Here is a 20,816-nt window from a genome sequence, read left to right on the forward strand (position 1 = left end):
AAAACCGTTTGGGGGGGGGGGTGAACCCACATTTGGGTGTGTACCCCCCACCCCTAGAGCAGGATATTGTTGAGCTCGTTAGGCTGTGCGATTTTTAAGGTAGAACTGAATAAGACCCCGAGTCGATGAATCTTGCTGTGCAAGAACCTCCCGATCTCCACCAACGGCTGGAGCAAGCTGTAATGCAAGCTCTTTACCAAGTTCAACACCCCACTGGTCGAAGGAGTCAATACCCCAGACAACACCTTGAACAAAGGTGATGTGCTCATAGAGGGCGATGAGCTGTCCAAGGACAGAAGGTGTTAGGCGTGAAGCCATGATAGAGGTTGTTGGGCGGTTACCCGTAAAGACACGGGCGGGGACAATTCCTTCTGCGGTTCCTTCTGCGCGAACCTCTTCTGCGGTTTTACCAAATGCCAGCGCTTTAGTTTGTGCGAAGAAGTTTGCGAGGAAGAGCTCATGAACGTCTTGCTCACCATCACGAGTTGGGTGAATGGGGTTTGCAAAAGCAATAAAATCTGCGGGGATAATTCGGGTACCCTGATGGATGAGCTGGTAAAACGCATGTTGTCCGTTGGTGCCCGGCTCTCCCCAGAAAACTTCGCCGGTGTTGTAGATAACGGGCTGTCCGTCTGCAGTGACGCCCTTACCGTTAGATTCCATGGTGAGCTGTTGTAGGTATGCAGGGAAACGGTGCAAGTACTGGTCATAGGGGAGTACTGCGTGGGTTTCTGCACCCAAGAAATTGACGTTCCAGATGTTGAGCAATCCCATGAGTGCAGGAACGTTCTGAGAAAGTTCGGTGGTGCGGAAATGCTCGTCAACGGCATGGAATCCAGCAAGGAATTCTTCAAAGACTTGTGGGCCAAGGACGATAGTAAGGCATGTTCCAATGGCGGAGTCTACAGAGTAGCGGCCTCCTACCCAGTTCCAGAATCCAAAGGCATTTTCGGGGTCGATGCCGAATGCTTCCACCTTATCGAGTGCTGTAGAAACTGCTACGAAGTGGCGTGCTACTGCTTCACGGTTTTCTTTGCCTTCCAGTGCTCCGGCTGCTGAAAGTTTTTCAAGTAACCATTCACGGCATACGCGTGCGTTAGTGAGGGTTTCGAGGGTGCCAAAAGTTTTGGAAGCGACGATGAATAGAGTGGTTTCGGGGTCGAGGTCGCTGACGGTCTCTGCTGCGTCGGTGGGGTCAATGTTTGAGATGAAGCGTGCTTCTAGACCTTGTTGTGCATAGGATTTGAGCGCTTCATAGACCATGACGGGGCCAAGGTCTGATCCGCCGATACCGATATTGACGATGGTTTTAATGCGTTTTCCGGTGACGCCAACCCATTCGCCTGAACGAACGCGTTCAGCAAATGCATAGACCTTAGTGAGGACGTCGTGTACGTCTTGGTCAATATTTTGTTCGTCAACAACCAGTTCTGGTGTTGCTCCTTGTGGGCGGCGTAGAGCGGTGTGCAAGACGGCGCGGTCTTCGGTGACGTTGATGTGTTCGCCGGCGAACATTGCGTCGCGGCGTTGTTCTAGCTGTACTTGCTGAGCTAGCTGAGTGAGCAGTTCGAGGGTCTGCTCGTTGATGAGGTTTTTGGAGAGGTCTACGTGAAGGTCTGCCACTGTGAAGCTGAGTTTTTCTGCTCGCTGTGGGTCCTGTTTAAACCACCCGCGGAGGTTTGGTGTGAGTTCTTGATGGTGACGTGTGAGGGCTTCCCATGCTGTGGTTTGAGTGGGATTTACGATGTTGTTAGTCATAATTCTTATTTTCCTCTCTTGTGGGTGCTCTGCCTAGTTCTCAAGGAAGAAAAACTCATTTAGTGATAGGGGACATATTTTCCGAGGTGTTTTCTAATAGATAGTGAGCCTACTTAATAAATTATAAGTAATCTGATGATTTAGTAGATATTAATTCATATTTTCGATATGCTGGACGAGCTAGCCCTGTCCATACAGGGTTTTTTATTAACGAATAACATACACAGTTCGTAACCAGAGATATAAGGCAATAACACATATGGCTAAGACTGAAACTTCACTACCTGAGGGGGCTCCAGACTTACGCAAAGCAGACGTAAGTCAAGAAACCCGCGCCAATATGCGCGCCGGAAACCTCTCCGGTAAAGTATTCTGGCCCGCTGCCGTTATTATGGCGGTTTTTATCGGGTTCACACTCCTCTTCCCCCAAAAAGCTAAAGGAATTTTTAACGCACTACAAAGCGACGTTATTAACTACTTCGGCTGGTACTACGTCGCAATCATCGCATTCTTCGTCATCTTTGCGCTCTACCTCGGGTTCTCCCGCATGGGCGACGTCAAACTCGGAAACGACGATGACGAACCCGAATATTCCTTTACCACCTGGTTTGCATTCCTCTTCGCTGCAGGCATGGGTATCGGTCTGGTGTTCTATGGTGCAACAGAACCTCTCATGCACTACGTCACCCCACGCCCCGGCGTGAGCGGTAATGAACAACAAGTAGCACAAGCCGCAATGAGCCAGTCCTTCCTGCACTGGGGCTTCCACCCTTGGGCTATCTATGTCATCGTAGGTTTGGCTATTGCATACTCTGCACACCGTCTCAAATTGCCGCTATCTATCCGATACTCCCTCAAACCGCTACTCGGTGATCGAGTCAAGGGCGGATGGGGTGACGTCATCGACATCGTTGCACTCGTGGGAACACTCTTCGGTGTCGCAACATCCCTCGGCCTTGGCGTGATGCAGATTGCTGCTGGACTTGGCTACCTCAACATTCCTGCAGATAACGAGCTATGGCTTGTGGGAATCATCATCGTTCTTATGGGCATTACCCTCTTCTCTGTTGTGACCGGACTCGAAAAAGGCATGAAGCTCCTCTCTAACGGAAACCTCATGCTTGCAGCTATCGTCTGCATTTTCGTTCTTGTCGTTGGACCAACCATCTTCTTACTCCGAGAATTTGTTGGCTCCATCGGTAACTACCTCCAAAATATGGTCTCCATGACCTTCGATACCCTCGCACTATACGGCGATGAGGGCGAGAAGTTCCAAGCTGCATGGACCACCTTCTACTGGGGCTGGTGGATTTCATGGTCACCTTTCGTTGGTATGTTCATCGCACGCGTTTCTAAAGGACGTTCCGTTCGCGAATTTGTGATGGGCGTTCTGATCGTTCCAGCGCTCACCTCCTTCTTCTGGTTCTCCGTACTTGGTGGAACTGCACTGCATCAAGAGCTCTTCGAAAACAAGACCCTTCTTGAAGCAGACGGAAGTGTCTCTGCTCAAAACGCACTATTTAAGATGTTCGAAAACCTTCCAGCTGGTACTGCCCTTACTGTTGGCGCAGTTCTGCTGATTACGATTTTCTTTGTGACATCAGCTGACTCTGGTGCGCTCGTTCTGGGCATGCTCTCAACCAACGGTTCACCTGAACCCAAGACTTGGATTCGCGTGTTCTGGGTTGTCGTAGCAGCAGCTACCGCAATCGTCTTGATTCTTGTGGGCGGGCCAGACTCCCTCACGGCAATTCAAACCATTGCGATTTTGACGGCCTTACCATTCTCCGTCGTGATTATCATGATGTGTATCTCGCTCTATAAAGCATTGAGCTATGAGCACCGACTCTTCGTTCGTGCTCAGCGTCGTAATGCTCGAGAAGAAATTGCCGCAGAACTACACGAACGTATCGGCGAAACCGTGGATGAGATGGTTGCTGAAGGCGTCGAAGCGCAAGTTGAAGCGCACGTCGAAGCCCACATGGAACAAGCCATCGAAAATGCGGTCGATCAGGCTCTGGACCAAGCTGTTGGCCAAGCTGTTGACGCGAAGGTTGAAGCTGCGGTGGAAGAAGCCGTGGAAGAAGCTGTCGCCTCAGTCGTTGATGATGTGACGATGCAAGTCGAAGCAAATACTGCAGCTATCAAGAAAATCACTGATACACAGGCTCTTCGCATGGTAAGTGCCGAAGAAGTAGAAGCAGACCGCTCTGCTAAAACTTCTCGAAAAATGCCATGGAGCTCACGTAAAAAATAACACGTAGAACTCTACATAGAGCGCTCACCTAAAGTCAGGGCGGGTACCCATAAGAAAAACTTATGGGTACCCGCCCTGCGACTTTAAACAAAACTATGAGCTAAATCTTTTAGGGAGTTTTATCACCGTAGAGGGTATCTGAGTATGAAGACAGGTATGATGTCACTAAGCCCTCTTTACAGGGTGCTCATTTTTTGTGTGGGTACTACCAAATAAATTGTTCTTGAGTGGGCATCTTTTATTCCCTAGATTTAAGCGAGACTTATACGCATGTCTGAAAACACCGCTTCGCGCAGCGACCTGCGCAACGTAGCAATTGTGGCGCACGTTGACCACGGCAAAACTACTATCGTTGATGCAATGCTGAAGCAGACCAACGCATTCTCTGCACACGCTGACGTTGAAGACCGAGTGATGGACTCTGGTGACCTCGAAAAGGAAAAAGGCATCACCATTTTGGCAAAGAACACCACCGTGTTCTATGATGGCCCTTCTGCACAGGGTGAAAAAATTACCATTAACGTTATTGACACCCCCGGCCACGCTGACTTCGGTGGTGAAGTCGAACGCGGACTCTCCATGGTCGATGGTGTTGTCCTATTGGTTGACGCCTCTGAAGGGCCTCTTCCTCAGACCCGCTTCGTGCTACGTAAAGCACTAGCGGCAAAACTACCTGTTATTCTTGTGGTCAACAAAGTAGACCGCCCCGACGCGCGTATCGACGAAGTCGTTTCCGAATCCATGGACTTACTCCTTGGTCTTGCCTCCGACCTCGCTGATGAGGTTCCCGACCTCGACGCAGATTCCTTGCTGGATGTGCCTATCGTCTACGCTTCCGGTAAAGCTGGTGCAGCGTCGATGAACCAGCCAGCAGACGGCGCTCTTCCTGATAACGATGACCTCGAACCTCTCTTCGAAACCATCATCAACCACGTTCCAGCGCCAACCTATGACCCCACAGAGGTTCTTCAAGCGCACGTTACCAACCTCGACTCATCACCCTTCTTGGGACGTCTAGCGTTGTTGCGTATCTTCAATGGTCGCATCAAAAAAGGACAGACCGTTGCATGGGCACGTCAAGATGGCCAACTCAAGAACGTTCGTATCTCTGAACTCTTGGTTACTAAAGCGCTTGACCGCGTACCTGCTGAAGAAGCTGGCCCTGGCGAAATTGTGGCAGTTGCAGGTATCGAAGACATCACCATCGGTGAAACCCTCACCGACCCTGATAACCCTAAAGCGCTCCCACTGATTACCGTTGATGACCCAGCAATCTCGATGACTATCGGTATTAACACCTCTCCTCTTGCTGGTAAAGTCAAGGGTGCTAAAGTCACCGCGCGTCAGGTTAAAGACCGTCTTGATAAAGAGCTTATCGGTAACGTTTCTTTGAAGGTTCTTCCTACTCAGCGTCCTGACGCATGGGAAGTTCAAGGACGTGGCGAACTCGCGCTTGCTATTTTGGTGGAGCAGATGCGTCGCGAAGGTTTCGAACTGACTGTTGGTAAACCTCAGGTTGTTACCAAGACCATTGACGGTAAATTGCATGAACCTATGGAACACATGATTATTGACGTTCCAGAAGAGTTCCTTGGTGCCGTAACTCAGCTGATGGCAGCACGTAAAGGCCGTATGGAGAACATGGCGAATAACGGCACCGGCTGGGTTCGTATGGAATTCTCTGTGCCAGCTCGTGGCTTGATCGGTTTCCGTACCCAGTTCTTGACTGAAACTCGTGGTGCAGGCATTTCTTCCTCCTACTCAACTGGATATGAGCCTTGGGCTGGAGACATCGAATACCGTACTAACGGTTCGATGATTTCTGACCGTGCTGGTGTTGTAACACCTTATGCCATTATCAACCTTCAAGAACGAGGCACGATTTTTGTTGAGCCAACCTCCGAAGTCTATGAAGGCATGATTATCGGTGAAAACTCACGTGCCGACGATATGGAAGTGAACATCACTAAAGAGAAGAAGCTAACGAACATGCGTTCTTCTACTGCTGATAACTTTGAGAATATGACTCCGCCTAAGAAGCTCACCCTCGAAGAATCTCTTGAATGGGCACGTGAAGATGAGTGTGTGGAAGTTACTCCTGAAGCTATTCGTATTCGTAAGGTGATTCTTGATTCCAACGAACGTATTCGTGAATATCGTCGTCGTCACCGCGACTAATTAACACAGTATTTGGGTAGAGCTTCGCCTGTGGGATTGAAGTTTAACACCTTGTCAGTGAAGGGGTTACCATCAGTGATGGTAGCCCCTTCACACTATACCTGTACACGCTAGAATTACTACTGTAGGAGGGTTGAACGTATGCTGTCTCAAGAGCAAGACTCCACACCGTATTATCCAGAACAAGGCGACACAGTCCGCGAAGACGCTGTATTTTCTTTACTGCCTGAGGGGCTAGAGGTGCATGAAGCGCGTGTCCTTTTCGTTCATGCTCACCCTGATGATGAATCTACCTCTACTGGTGCAACAATGGGGTTTTTAGCAGATTCTGGTGCTCAAGTAGACTTAGTGACGATGACTCGCGGTGAATTAGGCGAAGTAATCCCGAGTGAGCTTAAACATCTTGAAGTTGGGCAGCAACAGTGCACTGATGGCGGTCAGGCTCTGGGAGAGTATCGTTCTGGTGAATTGCGTGAGGCAATACAGTCTCTGGGTGTTCATGAGCACCTCTTTTTAGGTGAAGGTGTTTCTGCTGGAAAAGATACGCCATCAGTCTTCTACGACTCTGGAATGGTATGGGGTGCTAACGGTCGCCCTGAAGCAAACCCGCAGGCTTCTTCTGGCTGCTTGACGAAAACTTCTTTAGATGTTCAAGTTCAGGCTCTAATGCGTGTGATTAAACATTATCGACCGCATGTTGTCGTGACATATGATGCTGGGGGAGGGTACGGTCACCCTGATCATGTGAGAACTCATGAAGTGAGCTTGGAAGCTGTCAAGAATCTTGAGGGCACTCCCGATGCTCCTTGCCTATTGTGGGGGTTGGAAGGAGACTATTCTTCTGAGGATAACCGAGTACAGGCTGTGATTGAGGGGTCTCTTGTGCGTAAACGTGAGGCTATGGCAGCTCATCGTACTCAGGTGATTATTACCGCTGAAGATAGCTATCAGTTCTCTAATTTGGTGACTCAAAAAATATCTGCTCGAGAAACGTATCGGCTCGTGTGGTCTGCTTCAACAGTAGAGCTGTCTTCCTCATCATAGGAGAAGAAAAGATGAAACAAACTAAGGTCAATTCGCGTTCGTTTTCAGATGAGGATCGTCAAAACGTCGATGTGTATCCGACAGCATTGAACTCCGTCATCACGGCAATTGCTTTAGGTGTTATTACTGGATTTATGGGGACGATGTATCATGCTTCCATCTGGTATGCGCCGAATGCTTCATGGTTTGTGCCGTGGGGGAGTTGTGTAGCTATTGTGATGGTGTTTTGTGCGAGTTTATGGAGTGCGTTGCGGTCTGGGGCTTCATGGGGCGGAGCCTTGGTTGGCATTGTAGCTTTTATACTCATTGGTCTTTTTGCTTTCGGTAAAGAAGGCTCGTTATTGGTGCTCTTGAACCCCCAAGTTCCGGTGGGAATTGCTGGTGTGATATGGACTTTTGGTGCTTTGGGTGCTGCTCTTATCGCTCAGCGTGTGGCACGTTCTTTGTCATAATTTTTCCAGCTGAAACTAAGCTAAGGCTAAGCTAAGTTATTTGATAAAGAAAATAACTCGGTGGTAAAAACTATGTCAGTTCCACCACTAAAGTCTTCAGTTTCGACTCAATCGGACTACCATAGGTAGAGGTTTTGCACTACAAGGTGCTTCTAAGAATCCGCCGTACCGGCTCAGAAAGGCTATTGCATGACTTACGTTATCGCCCAGCCTTGCGTCGATGTCAAAGATCGCGCATGTGTTGAAGAGTGCCCCGTAGACTGCATCTACGAGGGAGAGCGTACGCTATACATTCATCCCGACGAATGTGTAGACTGTGGCGCGTGCGAGCCCGTATGCCCCGTAGAAGCAATCTACTACGAAGACGACGTCCCTGAAGAATGGTCAGAATACACCGCTGCCAACGCAGACTTCTTCGACGAACTCGGCTCTCCTGGTGGGGCTGCACGTCTAGGACCAACCGGCAGCGATGTCGCGTGGATTGCTGGACTCCCGCCACAAAACCAAGACTAAAATAATTCTTATCAAGAGCTTCTGTGCGCAACCACTAGCGCATAGAAGCTCTTTTTTCTTGACCACAAAGATTTCTTGATATGAAATATCTTTTAGGCAGAGCCTCCTGCAACGATAAGATATGAGAACACCCCAAATACCGACCTATCTACTGAGGAAAAGTTCATGCCTACATTCGGTCTTAATCTGCCAGAATACCCCTGGGAACAACTCGCACCCTACCGAGAAATTGCAGAACAATATCAAGGTCCTCTTGTCAACCTCTCAATCGGCACGCCCATCGACAGCACACCCTCTGTTGTACGAGAGGCATTGGCGAATATGTCGGATGCACACGGATACCCCACCACACACGGCACTGTGCAACTTCGAGAATCTATCGCTTGCTGGTATGAACGCCGTCGTTCAGTAACAGGGCTGAACCCCCAACAAATTATGCCAACAGTAGGCTCAAAAGAACTGATTGCATGGTTGCCATTTCTTCTGGGTCTAAATACACAAGATGTTGTTGTACGCCCGCGTATCGCGTACCCAACCTACGACATCGGAGCACAACTAGCAGGAGCCCAACACGTTGCTGCAGACACTCTAGAAGAACTCGATGAGGGCACTCGTTCTCGAGTCAAGCTCATCTGGGTTAACTCACCGTCAAACCCTACCGGTGCAGTAACGTCTCTCGAGCAGATGCGAACATTAGTTGAACAAGCACGTGAGCTCGGTGCAATCGTTGCATCAGATGAATGCTACGCCGAACTTGGTTGGGGTCAATGGGATGCTCAGCGGGGCGGAACTTCTGTTCCCTCGTTGCTCGACCCTTACGTCACTCAAGGAAGTTTTGAGAACGTGCTGAGCGTCTATTCGTTGTCTAAACAATCTAATATGGCTGGTTATCGAGCCGCTTTTGTTGCCGGCGATGAGCAGCTCATTCTCAATCTCGTTAACTCTCGTAAACATGCCGGAATGATTGTTCCTGCACCGGTGCAATCTGCAATGATTGCAGCGCTAAACGATGAGCAACACGTCCAAGCACAAAAAGACTTGTATCGTGCTCGTCGCGAGCTACTTCTACCCGCTGTGCAAAACTTCGGTATTCAAGTCGAAGAATCTGAAGCGGGTCTTTATCTATGGGGTAGTGCCGGCGAAGATACGTGGACTACTGTCGAACGTTTTGCTCGTTTAGGTATCCTCGTAGGACCAGGCGTCTTCTATGGTTCTGCAGGGGAAGGATACGTGCGTATTGCTTTGACCGGAAGTGATGAGGACATCAACCATGCGGTAGAGCGTCTGCGTCGATAAATGTCATTTTGACTAGAAAAATACGCAACAAGCCCACATGAATGTGACTTATAACATTCTTACCTGTAGGGTGTAATAGAGATTACTTTTAGTGCTCTCGGTAGAAAAGCCACCACCATGGCATACACAGCTTCCCACAATATACAGCTGCTACCGAGACACCACAATTTCTCGATACACGGAGGAAAGAATGTCTGAAAACCATACCGCTGTGTTGCACTATAACGACACCGCACAGGAGCTAAGCTACGTCACCCCTACCGAAGGCAACGGCGCATTTGACATCGCAGGGCTGATGAAAAACACCGGTCAAGTCTCCTACGACCCCGGATTTATGAACACCGCAACCACAAAATCAGCCATCACCTACATCGACGGTGACGCCGGTATCCTACGATACCGTGGATACCCCATCGAAGAACTCGCCGAAAATGCCAGCTTCTTAGAAGTAGCGTATCTGCTCATCTACGGTGAACTACCCACCGTCAAAGAATACGAAGACTTTGACACCATGGTTCGCCGCCACACGATGGTACACGAAGACTTCAAAATGTTCTACGCCGGATTCCCACGCGACGCACACCCGATGGCAGTGCTCGCCTCCTCCGTCTCAACCATGTCCACCTTCTACGCAGATTCCCTAGACCCCTTCGACAAACGTCACGTAGAAATATCAACATTCCGACTTCTCTCTAAAGTCCCAACACTTGCAGCGTACGCCTATAAAAAATCTAAAGGCGAACCCTTCATGTACCCACAGAACAACCTCAACTACGCTGAAAACTTCTTGAGGATGTGCTTCGGGTTCCCCACCGAAGACTACGAAGTAGACCCCGTTAAGGCTAAAGCCCTAGACACCTTGCTCTTATTGCACGCAGATCACGAACAAAACTGTTCAACATCTACCGTGCGCATGGTCGGATCAGCACAAGCCAATATTTTCGCCTCCATCTCTGCTGGTATCAACGCACTCCACGGGCCACTGCACGGAGGCGCAAACGAAGCTGTATTGAACATGCTACGTAGCATCCAATCAGAAGGTATCAGCCCTGAAGCCTTCATGGAAAAAGTCAAACGTAAAGAAGACGGCGTACGCCTCATGGGATTCGGCCACCGAGTCTACAAGAACTACGATCCGCGTGCTCGTATCATCAAAAAAACTGCTGACGAAGTGCTCAATAAACTAGGTGGCAACGACGAACTGCTCGACATTGCCCGAAAACTAGAAGAAAAAGCACTAGCTGATGACTACTTTATCGAACGGAAACTCTACCCCAACGTAGACTTCTACACCGGACTTATCTACAAGGCCATGGGATTCCCCGAAGAAATGTTTACCGTTCTCTTCGCCCTTGGCCGTATGCCAGGCTGGATTGCCCAATGGCGTGAACTCATCCACGACCCCGAAATTAGAATCGGGCGCCCACGTCAAGTGTACGTTGGAGAACCACTACGGCACTACCCCGGAAGCCAAGAGAACCACTCCTAAACGGGACTAGCCGTTCCGTATTCGTATCAAGAGATAAAAGGTTGGGGGTCGATAGCATCAACGCTATCGACCCCCAACCTCTTAACGGAAGCAGATATAACGGGTCTTATAATCTCGTATTATTGCCCATAACCTTGAGGATTATTCTTCTGCCAGTTCCAGTGGTCATGTACCATCGTGTCAATATCACGACGAGCAGACCAACCCAAATCAGCAAGAGCAGATGATGGATCAGCAAAAGACACTGCCACATCGCCCGGACGACGTGCAACTATACGATAGGGGAGCTCCTTGCCACAGGCTTTCTCAAAGGCGTGAAGAACTTCAAGTACCGAATAACCATTACCAGTGCCTAAATTCCAGGTGCGTACCCCGCCATGAGTAGTGATGTAGTCAAGAGCCTTCAAATGGCCGTCAGCCAAATCAACAACGTGGATATAATCTCGAACGCCGGTACCATCGACCGTGGGGTAGTCATTACCGAAAACATTTAAGAATTCACGACGGCCCACCGCAACTTGCGCAATAAAGGGCACCAGATTATTCGGGATACCGGAAGGGTCCTCACCGATTTTGCCAGACTCATGCGCACCGACAGGATTAAAATAGCGCAAAAGAGCAATATTCCAAGACTCATCAGAAGCACCTAAATCACGGAGCATATCTTCAATATGTTCTTTAGTGCGACCATAACAAGACTGGGCGTCCATATTAATTTTTTCGGTTAGAGGCATCTCTTCCGGCTCACCATACACCGTAGCAGAAGAAGAAAATACGATAGAACGGCAGCCAGATTCTTCCATTGCGTAGAGAAGATTCAGCGTACCCGCCACATTCGTTTGGTAATACCACAACGGTTTCTCAGCAGACTCACCCACAGCTTTAAGCCCTGCAAAATGAATGACAGCTTCAGGCTTTTGCTCCGCAAAGAGTTTCTTCATCGCCGGCATATCAAGCAAATCAACCTGATGGAAGGCAACCTCTTTACCGCTGAGTTCACTGACTCTACGTAAAGACTCCTCAGAAGAATTCGCAAGGTTATCCATCACAACAACCTCATGACCAGCATTTAACAACTCTAAAACAGTGTGTGAGCCAATGTATCCGGCACCACCAGTAACTAGAATTTTCATTTTTCTCCCTCAATAGAAGTCTTCAACAACAGTCAACGAATCCGATCAAGACCAAACTCTTCTTTTAACTCTACTGTTTTTCTGCAATTTTATTCTCAGAAACTCTAGAAGACTTTGTACTACATCTGTAGCCACAACAAAGGACGAAACACCCCAAGCACCACCTAAGGCGTAGTATCAGATAAATACTACGCCTTAGATCAGCTCATGATTAGTTTGAATGTAAGTCCGCATTAAGCTGAACCGTATTATTCGCACGAGGTAATACCTCAATTGCACCAGAAACTGAATTTCGGCGGAACAAAATATTAGAAACACCAGATAATTCGGCAGCCTTCACCGTCACAGGATCTTGACCGGGCTGCAATAAGGTCACCCGAGAACCAGCTGTTACGTATAAACCAGCTTCAACGACACAATCATCGCCAAGAGCGATACCGACACCTGCCTCAGCACCAAGCAAAGAACGTTCACCAATGCTGACACGTTCGGTACCACCACCAGAGAGAGTACCCATCGTAGAAGCACCCCCGCCAATGTCAGAACCATCGCCAACAACGACACCTTGAGAGATGCGTCCCTCTACCATCGAAACACCTAAGGTGCCAGCGTTGAAATTGACGAATCCCTCGTGCATCACCGTAGTACCTTCAGATAGATGAGCGCCAAGGCGTACTCTATCCGCATCACCAATACGGACACCTGCCGGAACAACATAATCAATCATGCGAGGGAACTTATCCACGTGAGAAATCACAAGATTCCCACGAGCACGAAGACCAATCTGAAGATCTTGAATTTCACTGGCAAGCACCGGACCAAAGTTCGTCCACGCCACATTAGCTAACTGCCCAAATAGACCATCAAGATTAATGTTATTAGGGGCTACCAACGTATGCGATAGCAAATGTAACCGAAGATAAGCGTCAGAAGCATCAGCCGGTGCTTGATCTATATCAATACGTACAGAAACAATCTCGGTGCGCACATTACGAGACTCATCAGAACCAACCAACGGTTCTAATTCTGACCGAAGATCAACAGGAGTCTCTCCCAACGTCGGACGAGGAAACCACGTATCAAGGACAGTTCCAGCGTTTGCACCCTGACAAACAACTGTTGCGATACCAATTCCAGAAGCTAAACGTACATTATTATCACTCATACCCTCTAGTGTAGTTTGTTCTAGCGGTACGTTAAAGCCAGTATCACCGACTGAGAAAAGCTCACAGAGAACAACGTCAAAGATCTACAGCTGAGTAAGATAAAACCTATGAACGAAGATAACCGAACCGAACACAACACAAAGAGCAACGTCCTCAACATTTCCGGTGACGTGGCAGAACTAAGTGCTCAAATTATCGATATTTTTTCAGTTTCTAGCCATGAGCACGAACTCGCCGACGCCGTTGAAACCTCCTTGCGCTCGCTCGAGTATTTATCGGTCACTCGTGACGGTGACTCTATCATTGCTCGCACCCAATGGGGAAAGAAACAGCGAGTTATTCTTGCCGGTCACCTTGATACTGTTCCACTGCCTCAGACCCCAAATTCTAGAGGAACAGTACCCTCCCAATGGTGCGAAGAGAACGGGGTGAAAAAACTTTATGGTCGGGGCGCTACCGACATGAAATCAGGTGTTGCCGTACAACTGGCTTTAGCGGCAGCCCTACAACACGCCCAATACGATATCACCTATGTTTTTTATGACCATGAAGAAGTTGCCAGTGAACTATCCGGTTTAGCACGGTTAATGCGTCATCACCCTCATCTTCTCAACGACGCAGATTTCGCAGTTCTTCTTGAACCCACCCATGGAACTATTGAAGGTGGTTGTAACGGAACCATGCGTTTTTGGATTCATTGTCAAGGTGTCGCCGCACATTCTGGGCGGTCATGGGTCGGAAAAAACGCAATTCATGCAATGAATGATGTGCTGACCCTCCTATGCTCCTATGAAGCTCAAACTCACGAAGTTGAGGGGCTAGCTTATCGAGAAGGGCTCAATGCTGTCCAAATTTCTGGGGGAGTAGCCGGTAACGTCATTCCTGACCAATGCTCAGTGCACATCAATTATCGTTTCTCACCAAAACACACTCTTGAAGAAGCTACCACTCATATGCGCGAGGTCTTTGCCGGATACGAACTTGACTTTGTTGACCAATCTGCAGCTGCCCGCCCAGGACTTGACGCTCCTCTGGCGCAAGAACTGATAACTGCCGTCGGAGAAGAACCTAAACCTAAATACGGTTGGACCGACGTTGCTCGTTTTTCTCAGATGGGTATTCCTGCAGTGAACTTTGGGCCCGGAGATGCCTTACTTGCTCATACTGATGATGAACATGTTGACGTTGAAGAAATCTATCATTGCTTTACGAGCCTCAAAGAGTGGCTATCACAGAAATAGCTTCTTCTCTTTGGGCATAGAAAAAGCTTTGGTGTTGTCGGCGAAGTGATCGTCGATAACACCAAAGCTTTATGCATAAGAAGCTAAAAAAACTTCTAGGCTTTAGGCATCTTAAACATCTGAATGGTATCGGGGTTCGGATTATCAACCTCACCTGGAACACCATCAGATTTTTTAATACCTGAGGACGAACGTGAGCTCAAGAAACCAGATAGCCAGCTTGCAAACATCGTCAAAGCAAAGTTGATGATGATAAAGAGTACCGCTGCTAGGAGTAGGCTCTGGAGAATATTGCCTTCACCCGAACCAAATCGACGTGCTGCGGCAAGAAGCTCTGGGTAAGAGATGATATAACCTAAGGCAGTATCTTTGAGAATGACCACAAACTGTGAAAGCAATGAAGGCATCATCGTGAGCATTGCCTGAGGCATCAAGATATTGCGAAGAACCTGACCAGGAGTCAAGCCAATTGCTACGCCGGCTTCTCCTTGGCCTTTAGGGAGCTGTTTGACGCCTGAACGAAGTAATTCAGCGATGACTGAACCGTTATACAGTGTCAATCCGAGAACTACCGCAATAAAGGGAAGCTCTGAGGGAGAGAACACGGAGAAGCGTCCCAAGAAGAGCCAGAAGAAAATCATCATGATGAGTACGGGAACTGCTCGGAAGAACTCAACAACTACTGTGCCGATAGCACGTACAAAAGCGTTTTGAGCCAGACGCATATACCCAAAAATCATTCCAAAAATCACTGAGGTAATTACAGCGATAAAGGCCGCTTTAAGGGTTGAGATAATGCCGGGGATAAAGTACGATTCCCACGCACGATAGGTGAAAAGTTCTGTCCACTTTTCGGCTTCAAGCTGCCCTTGACGGTTCATGACCATAAGAACATAACCGAAGAACGCAAGCAACGCGATAATTGCAATGATGTTGAAAGCTCGTGTGAGCGCTCGACCGCGAGGGCCTGGAGTATCAAAGAGGACCGAAGTCGTTTGCTGAGTTTTCATCGTTTCACCGCCAATTTACGTGAGGACCATGTGGTCAATAAACCGATGGGAACAACGATGATGACGAATCCTGCTGCAAAGACCATGAAAATCACAAAAATCATGTCTGAGTTGAATTCAATCATGGATTTCATCATGCCCGATGCCTCTGCTACTGAAGCAACTGTTGCCACTGTAGAGTTCTTTGCAAGCGCAATCAACGTGTTGCCCAAAGGAGTGATGGAACCGCGTAACGCCTGAGGGAAGATGATATGACGAGCAGCGGGGAAGAATCCTAACCCAATGGCTCGTGCCGCTTCTGCCTGTCCGATAGGAACGGTATTGACGCCAGAACGGATGGCTTCACACACAAAAGCTGCATGGTATAGCGCCAAGACAATTACTGCGTAGAGGAAGAAGTTCATCTGAAAATCTGAAACCAGCTGTAGCTGGAACTGTGTCCACACGCCCAAAATAGCGAGGGTCATCAGAATAGTCAACGGCGTATTTCTGAAGATATGAACATACGCTGTTCCTGCTAATTGGAGCGAAGGTACCGGCGAAATTCTCATGAGAGCGAGAATGGAGCCGATAACAAATGATCCAATAGCTGCCCAAAAAGTGAGCTGTATATTAACCCAAAACGCACCAAGCACATCATAGGTGCTAAAGAGCGTGGAGAGCTGTTCGCTAAAAGTCACGTTAGTCTCCGTAAATCTAAGAATGAATGGTTAGGATGTGGCGCATGATGTGCCAAGGTGAGGAGGATTAAGCTCCTTGTTATAGACGAAACCTGAGTCACCGACGTTCTTAGCCAGTGCCTTTTCCCATTCGCCAGTTTCTACCATTTTGTTAATAGCTTTATTAATGGCTTCGCACTTATCGCTGCCTTTGGGCAGGCCCACTCCATAGCGTTCGTCGGTGAAAGTGTTGCCGACGAGTTTGAGGTGTCCTTTATTTGCTTTAGTGGAGCCGAGTCCAGCAAGAATGATGTCATCGGTGGTTACCGCATCAACCATTCCTGCGTTGAGCGCCACAACGCAGTCTGAGTAGGAGCCTTGTTGAACAAGCTGAACGCTTGAGGCAAATTTGTCTTGAATTTTCTTTGCCGAAGTTGAACCTGTTACAGAACATAGGTTCTTTCCGTTGAGAGAATCAGGACCTTTAATGTCGTTGTTATCTGCTTGAACGAGAAGATCTTGGCCTGCAACAAAGTAAGGGCCTGCAAAGTCGATAGTTTTAAGGCGAGATTTTGAGATGGAGTAGGTCGCAAAAATCATGTCTACCTGACCGTTAGTCAGCATATTTTCGCGGTTTGCTGAGGGCGACTCAACCCACTCGATACGGTCTTCTGGGTAACCAAGTTCTTGTGCTACGTAGCGAGCTACATCGGTATCGAAGCCGGTGTAGTTTTTGCCATCTTGGTAGCCTAGTCCAGGCTGGTCGTATTTGATGCCGATGCGTAGCTTATCGCCTTCTGATGAGTTTGCTGCACATCCAGAAAGAACGAGAGTAGCACTTGCTGCAAGAGCAAGAGTCTTCACGGCGTTACTTTTGAGGCGGTGAATGACGCTCATACTACCTCCTAATTAGTGGTTGAGAATTTTGGAAAGGAAATCTTTTGCACGCTCAGACTTGGGGTTGGTGAAGAACTCGTCTGGGGTTGCTTGCTCGAGGATTTCTCCATCTGCAAGGAAGACGATACGGTCTGCTGCTTTACGTGCAAATCCCATTTCGTGAGTTACAACAATCATGGTCATACCTTCACGTGCAAGGGATACCATGGTGTCGAGAACTTCGTTAACCATTTCTGGGTCGAGTGCACTAGTTGGTTCGTCAAATAGCATCACCTTAGGTTGCATTGCTAGAGCACGGGCGATAGCAACACGCTGTTGCTGGCCGCCAGAGAGCTGTGCTGGAATTTTATGAGCTTGGGACTCAACACCCACTTTGGTGAGTAATTCCATGGCTAATTTATCTGCATCTGCTTTGCTCATGCCACGAACTTTACGTGGACCAAGAGTGACGTTTTCGAGGATTGTTTTGTGTGCAAAGAGGTTAAAGGACTGGAAAACCATTCCTACTTCTGCACGTAGCTTTGCGAGTTCTTTGCCTTCTTCTGGAAGGAGCTTTCCGTCGATACGAATTTCACCGGAATCGATAGTTTCAAGACGGTTGATGGTACGGCATAGCGTAGATTTACCAGAACCAGAGGGTCCTAGCAGAATAATGACCTCTCCTTTGCCCACCTCAAGATTGATATTTTTGAGAACGTGCAAATCGCCATAGTGCTTATTGACCGATGTGAGCTGAACAAGCGAATCGTTCACTAGGTTCCTCCTGACGAAAGTAGATATGTCTGCAGAGAAAAGTCCCTATGTGATAAAGAGGGAATAGTCGTTGAGAATGCAGACACCTGAAATATACAGTTCTACCGTACACGGGCTTATGTAACTTGCATGTTACAGATGACGCTTATTGTTACGGCAGAGTTTTATTAAGCCAAAAATCGTGAGACTGAAAACAGTCACGGAATACAAGCTTAGAGCGGTCTGTCTCATCATGAGAAGCGCGCTTAAGATAGCTTAGAGTAAAACACATAAATTTTTTCTCAATGGGGGAGAAAAACGAGAGGAAAACGATGAATTATCTTCTAGTCGGAGTCACTTTTCTTGTTCTTGCTGTGACCATGATGGGTGTTGCAGTGCTTGGTAGCGACCGACTCTATCCTCTTCGTAAAACCCTAGTTCACATGGGAGAAGATGGAATTGATTTTTATCAGCATCCCTCTGCGCAAGTCGATGAACCTTCAAAAACTTTTGCTGAATATCAAGAGTTCTCTCGTGAAGAATTAATCACCGCACTTATTAAAACAGAACATGATAATCTCGCATTGCGAGACGCATTGGCTGAGAAAGAAGCCTCCTCCAGCCAATAATTAGCGCTATATGCCGAGAATTTTCTAACGTTAAACACTGCAACATCATGTACGAAAAATGAGGGACTTCACCTCGCTATGCATCAGCTCACTCATCGAATGAACACCTATCTACAGGCTTTTAGCGCATATCTGTATCTTCTATGCTACAGATTCTTCACTTATTGGCAGCACCTGCATTGGGGCGCCCAAGTCCTAAGTATTTTTGCGCTAAGCCGTCTTTGGGGCTGGGTTATTTTTAGCGTCGTCGGCGCGCAAGATCAATACACTCCATGGAAAATAGGGCCAATGTCCTATCTCGAATTTATCAGTATCTGGGACTCTGGCTGGTACGAACGAATAGCCCTCGACGGGTACCCTCATACACTACCCACGAATAGCGAAGGCACGGTGACCCAAAATACTTGGGCGTTCTATCCGCTCTACCCGATGAGCGTAAAATTCATCCAAGAACTTACTGGTAGCGCATACTATCCAACAGCTATAGCGCTAGCTACCGTATCGGGATTTATTGCCTCCCTTGTGGTATATCTCCTCTTTAACCGTTCTATCAGCTGGTGCAGACAGCATCGCCTACACCTGAATAACGGTTCTAGTCGTGCTGTAGAGTCTCCACACCATTTAGCGTTATGGGCTACCGCTGCTTTTGCGTGGGCGCCAGTAGCACCTATCCTTCAAGTGCCTTATGCTGAAGCGCTAAATATGGTGTTTCTTGGGCTGACTCTCTACCTCATAATGGCCCAACGATGGGCACTAGGGGCAATAGCTGGAATCCTCGCCGCTTTTTCTCGCCCAGTAGGGGTACCATTAGGGGCTTTAGTGGGAATATGGTGGCTTATCTGCATGTACCGTAGCTATCACCAAACACCACAAGCACATTCCACCGTCAGTACGTTACGTGGAGTTCTTATAAAACATCTCGGACAAGGTGTTAGCGCAATCAGCATATGTGCGGCTGCTATCTCTTGGCCTCTTATTGCATGGGCTTATACCGGAAGAATCGACGCATATACCGCAACAGAAACTGCATGGCGGCAGAGCCATCTTGTCCTATTTCAGCCGTGGATTGCTCAAAGCCAAGAATATTTTGGGTTAGCGGGTGTTCCTGTGCTCATCATGAGCATTCTCGGCTTTATTTTTCTGATGGCCTCGCGATATGCTCGTCGTGTATTACATCCGGTGCTTAACCTCTGGTGTTATAGCTACCTGATATATCTTCTGCTGTTCCTATACCCACAAAGTTCCACATTCCGGCTTCTCTTGCCGTTATTCCCCGTAGTTTTGGTCTTTATCGGGTTGAGTGGTTCACGAGCATATAGAGTTCTTTGGATCGTCGCTTCAGCTATCTTTCAAAGTGTGTGGGTTGGCTGGCTCTGGCATTGGAAAGAGCTACCTGGTGGGGGAGACTATCCACCTTAAAAGTTATGAACGCTGAGGAATACTACGATAACTGAGCAACATAACGAGACAATAAACCTCAGCTAGTTTATTATGGTTGCTGTCACATGAGTTTGAACCATGACCATGGGACTCATTATTAAGGAGTAAAAAGATGGCTGCCCAGAAACCACGCACCGGTGACGGACCTTTAGAGATTCTCAAAGAAAACCGGAGCATTATTGTTAAAATACCTCTTGAAGGAGGCGGTCGACTCGTACTTGAAGTATCAGAACAAGAAATTGAAGACCTCAAGAACTGTCTCAAAGATTTTGACCAACCCAGCACTTCATAAAAGCACCATATAACGCCGTACTGCCGTGAAAACTTCTTCGGTTTTCACGGCAGTTTTGTCGCCCGAACACTTTTGACAAAAATAACAGCTCTTGAACTGTTATGCCTCACCATGCTCAACAGCAGAGCGTATCGCTCATATTTTTCTGGGCAAAGATGATGAACTATGCGACGCTTGACGGTTTTCTTCCGAATTAACTGGTAATCTTCCATATTGTGTTCGGTATTAACGGAATGGAATTTATCGTCCTTGTAATCCTGGTGTTCGTGGTCATCGGGCCAGAACGCATGCCTGAGTACGCCCAAAAACTCAAAGAAGGCGTTAAATGGGTTCGCGCCATGGCGTTTGAGGCAAAAGACGACCTCAAAGAAGTCATGGGGGATAACCCGCTAGGCGACTTTGACTGGAAACAATATGATCCACGCCAATACGACCCGCGAACTATCGTGCGTGAAGCTCTCGCTGAAGACGATGAAGAACGCGCACGTCTGGCAGCAGCACGAGAAGCTGAGAACAAACCACCAGCACAAAATACTCAGCGTTTACCTCAAGGCGCATACGCACCTTTCGATATTGAAGCTACTTAAACCGATACCTTCTCACAATACTGTATTCGCTCTTATCCTCTAG

At 48.1% G+C, this 20,816-nt stretch carries 19 protein-coding genes; 12 read left to right on the forward strand and 7 right to left on the reverse strand.

Annotated elements, in window-relative coordinates:
* Positions 1–78: 78 nt before the first annotated feature.
* A complete protein-coding gene (gene pgi, locus ACN08W_RS03300; protein ID WP_419108791.1) occupies positions 79–1,758 on the reverse strand; it encodes a glucose-6-phosphate isomerase in 1,680 nt (559 codons plus the stop codon).
* Positions 1,759–2,017: 259 nt separating this feature from the next.
* Between pgi and ACN08W_RS03305 the strand changes: the two genes are divergently transcribed.
* The 7 genes from ACN08W_RS03305 to ACN08W_RS03335 all read left to right on the forward strand — a co-directional run bounded on the left by ACN08W_RS03305 (position 2,018) and on the right by ACN08W_RS03335 (position 10,987).
* On the forward strand, positions 2,018–4,015 hold the full coding sequence (locus ACN08W_RS03305) for a BCCT family transporter (protein WP_419103596.1): 1,998 nt from the start codon (positions 2,018–2,020) through the stop codon (positions 4,013–4,015).
* Between the two features lie 270 nt (positions 4,016–4,285).
* Positions 4,286–6,193: a translational GTPase TypA gene (gene typA / locus ACN08W_RS03310; protein WP_419103595.1), complete on the forward strand. Its 1,908-nt coding sequence runs from the start codon at positions 4,286–4,288 to the stop codon at positions 6,191–6,193.
* 141 nt (positions 6,194–6,334) lie between these two features.
* Complete coding sequence (locus ACN08W_RS03315) at positions 6,335–7,237, forward strand: PIG-L family deacetylase (RefSeq protein ID WP_419108792.1); 903 nt, start codon at positions 6,335–6,337, stop codon at positions 7,235–7,237.
* 11 nt (positions 7,238–7,248) lie between these two features.
* Positions 7,249–7,689 (forward strand): hypothetical protein, encoded by a 441-nt coding sequence (locus ACN08W_RS03320; RefSeq protein ID WP_419103593.1) that lies wholly within the window; start codon positions 7,249–7,251, stop codon positions 7,687–7,689.
* A 189-nt stretch (positions 7,690–7,878) separates the two neighbouring features.
* Positions 7,879–8,202, forward strand: coding sequence for a ferredoxin (fdxA, locus tag ACN08W_RS03325; RefSeq protein WP_419101599.1), 324 nt, complete (start codon positions 7,879–7,881; stop codon positions 8,200–8,202).
* A gap of 165 nt (positions 8,203–8,367) precedes the next feature.
* On the forward strand, positions 8,368–9,498 hold the full coding sequence (gene dapC / locus ACN08W_RS03330; RefSeq protein ID WP_419108793.1) for a succinyldiaminopimelate transaminase: 1,131 nt from the start codon (positions 8,368–8,370) through the stop codon (positions 9,496–9,498).
* 190 nt (positions 9,499–9,688) lie between these two features.
* Positions 9,689–10,987 carry a citrate synthase gene (locus ACN08W_RS03335; protein ID WP_419103591.1) on the forward strand — a complete coding sequence of 433 codons (1,299 nt, stop codon included), beginning with the start codon at positions 9,689–9,691 and terminating at the stop codon, positions 10,985–10,987.
* 119 nt (positions 10,988–11,106) lie between these two features.
* On the opposite strand, the gene galE is transcribed toward ACN08W_RS03335, so the two are convergent.
* Together galE and dapD are read right to left on the reverse strand one after the other, a co-directional pair.
* Entirely contained in the window at positions 11,107–12,120 is a 1,014-nt protein-coding gene (galE, locus tag ACN08W_RS03340) for a UDP-glucose 4-epimerase GalE (RefSeq protein ID WP_419108794.1), read from the reverse strand.
* A gap of 211 nt (positions 12,121–12,331) precedes the next feature.
* The gene (dapD, locus tag ACN08W_RS03345) at positions 12,332–13,285 is read right to left on the reverse strand and encodes a 2,3,4,5-tetrahydropyridine-2,6-dicarboxylate N-succinyltransferase (protein ID WP_419107423.1); all 954 of its coding nucleotides are present in this window, start codon (positions 13,283–13,285) and stop codon (positions 12,332–12,334) included.
* A gap of 108 nt (positions 13,286–13,393) precedes the next feature.
* Between dapD and dapE the strand changes: the two genes are divergently transcribed.
* A complete protein-coding gene (gene dapE, locus ACN08W_RS03350; RefSeq protein WP_419108795.1) occupies positions 13,394–14,527 on the forward strand; it encodes a succinyl-diaminopimelate desuccinylase in 1,134 nt (377 codons plus the stop codon).
* A 95-nt stretch (positions 14,528–14,622) separates the two neighbouring features.
* On the opposite strand, the gene ACN08W_RS03355 is transcribed toward dapE, so the two are convergent.
* The 4 genes from ACN08W_RS03355 to ACN08W_RS03370 are packed head-to-tail and all read right to left on the reverse strand — an operon-like array spanning position 14,623 to position 17,846.
* Positions 14,623–15,537, reverse strand: a complete 915-nt coding sequence (locus ACN08W_RS03355) for an amino acid ABC transporter permease (protein WP_419103587.1) — start codon at positions 15,535–15,537, stop codon at positions 14,623–14,625.
* Positions 15,534–16,217, reverse strand: a complete 684-nt coding sequence (locus ACN08W_RS03360; protein ID WP_419101592.1) for an amino acid ABC transporter permease — start codon at positions 16,215–16,217, stop codon at positions 15,534–15,536. Before ACN08W_RS03360 ends, ACN08W_RS03355 begins: the two co-directional genes overlap by 4 nt.
* 30 nt (positions 16,218–16,247) lie before the next feature.
* Positions 16,248–17,093, reverse strand: coding sequence for a glutamate ABC transporter substrate-binding protein (locus ACN08W_RS03365; RefSeq protein WP_419103586.1), 846 nt, complete (start codon positions 17,091–17,093; stop codon positions 16,248–16,250).
* Between the two features lie 12 nt (positions 17,094–17,105).
* Positions 17,106–17,846, reverse strand: a complete 741-nt coding sequence (locus ACN08W_RS03370; RefSeq protein ID WP_419101590.1) for an amino acid ABC transporter ATP-binding protein — start codon at positions 17,844–17,846, stop codon at positions 17,106–17,108.
* 311 nt (positions 17,847–18,157) lie between these two features.
* Between ACN08W_RS03370 and ACN08W_RS03375 the strand changes: the two genes are divergently transcribed.
* The 4 genes from ACN08W_RS03375 to ACN08W_RS03390 all read left to right on the forward strand — a co-directional run bounded on the left by ACN08W_RS03375 (position 18,158) and on the right by ACN08W_RS03390 (position 20,773).
* Entirely contained in the window at positions 18,158–18,454 is a 297-nt protein-coding gene (locus ACN08W_RS03375) for a hypothetical protein (protein WP_419103585.1), read from the forward strand.
* A 78-nt stretch (positions 18,455–18,532) separates the two neighbouring features.
* Positions 18,533–19,873 carry a hypothetical protein gene (locus tag ACN08W_RS03380; protein ID WP_419108796.1) on the forward strand — a complete coding sequence of 447 codons (1,341 nt, stop codon included), beginning with the start codon at positions 18,533–18,535 and terminating at the stop codon, positions 19,871–19,873.
* 133 nt (positions 19,874–20,006) lie between these two features.
* Positions 20,007–20,186 carry a DUF3117 domain-containing protein gene (locus ACN08W_RS03385; protein WP_419103583.1) on the forward strand — a complete coding sequence of 60 codons (180 nt, stop codon included), beginning with the start codon at positions 20,007–20,009 and terminating at the stop codon, positions 20,184–20,186.
* Positions 20,187–20,401: 215 nt separating this feature from the next.
* The gene (locus tag ACN08W_RS03390; RefSeq protein ID WP_419108797.1) at positions 20,402–20,773 is read left to right on the forward strand and encodes a Sec-independent protein translocase TatB; all 372 of its coding nucleotides are present in this window, start codon (positions 20,402–20,404) and stop codon (positions 20,771–20,773) included.
* Positions 20,774–20,816: the final 43 nt, after the last annotated feature.

It is taken from the genome of Rothia sp. CCM 9419 (genome assembly GCF_048512815.1).
GTDB lineage: Bacteria > Actinomycetota > Actinomycetes > Actinomycetales > Micrococcaceae > Rothia.

Bases quoted from the DNA above. Each gene is read 5' to 3' on its own strand.
- pgi (WP_419108791.1), bottom strand. From the start codon at position 1,758: ATGACTAACAACATCGTAAATCCCACTCAAACCACAGCATGGGAAGCC.
- ACN08W_RS03305 (WP_419103596.1), top strand. From the start codon at position 2,018: ATGGCTAAGACTGAAACTTCACTACCTGAGGGGGCTCCAGACTTACGC.
- typA (WP_419103595.1), top strand. From the start codon at position 4,286: ATGTCTGAAAACACCGCTTCGCGCAGCGACCTGCGCAACGTAGCAATT.
- ACN08W_RS03315 (WP_419108792.1), top strand. From the start codon at position 6,335: ATGCTGTCTCAAGAGCAAGACTCCACACCGTATTATCCAGAACAAGGC.
- ACN08W_RS03320 (WP_419103593.1), top strand. From the start codon at position 7,249: ATGAAACAAACTAAGGTCAATTCGCGTTCGTTTTCAGATGAGGATCGT.
- fdxA (WP_419101599.1), top strand. From the start codon at position 7,879: ATGACTTACGTTATCGCCCAGCCTTGCGTCGATGTCAAAGATCGCGCA.
- dapC (WP_419108793.1), top strand. From the start codon at position 8,368: ATGCCTACATTCGGTCTTAATCTGCCAGAATACCCCTGGGAACAACTC.
- ACN08W_RS03335 (WP_419103591.1), top strand. From the start codon at position 9,689: ATGTCTGAAAACCATACCGCTGTGTTGCACTATAACGACACCGCACAG.
- galE (WP_419108794.1), bottom strand. From the start codon at position 12,120: ATGAAAATTCTAGTTACTGGTGGTGCCGGATACATTGGCTCACACACT.
- dapD (WP_419107423.1), bottom strand. From the start codon at position 13,285: ATGAGTGATAATAATGTACGTTTAGCTTCTGGAATTGGTATCGCAACA.
- dapE (WP_419108795.1), top strand. From the start codon at position 13,394: ATGAACGAAGATAACCGAACCGAACACAACACAAAGAGCAACGTCCTC.
- ACN08W_RS03355 (WP_419103587.1), bottom strand. From the start codon at position 15,537: ATGAAAACTCAGCAAACGACTTCGGTCCTCTTTGATACTCCAGGCCCT.
- ACN08W_RS03365 (WP_419103586.1), bottom strand. From the start codon at position 17,093: ATGAGCGTCATTCACCGCCTCAAAAGTAACGCCGTGAAGACTCTTGCT.
- ACN08W_RS03375 (WP_419103585.1), top strand. From the start codon at position 18,158: ATGAATTATCTTCTAGTCGGAGTCACTTTTCTTGTTCTTGCTGTGACC.
- ACN08W_RS03380 (WP_419108796.1), top strand. From the start codon at position 18,533: ATGCATCAGCTCACTCATCGAATGAACACCTATCTACAGGCTTTTAGC.
- ACN08W_RS03385 (WP_419103583.1), top strand. From the start codon at position 20,007: ATGGCTGCCCAGAAACCACGCACCGGTGACGGACCTTTAGAGATTCTC.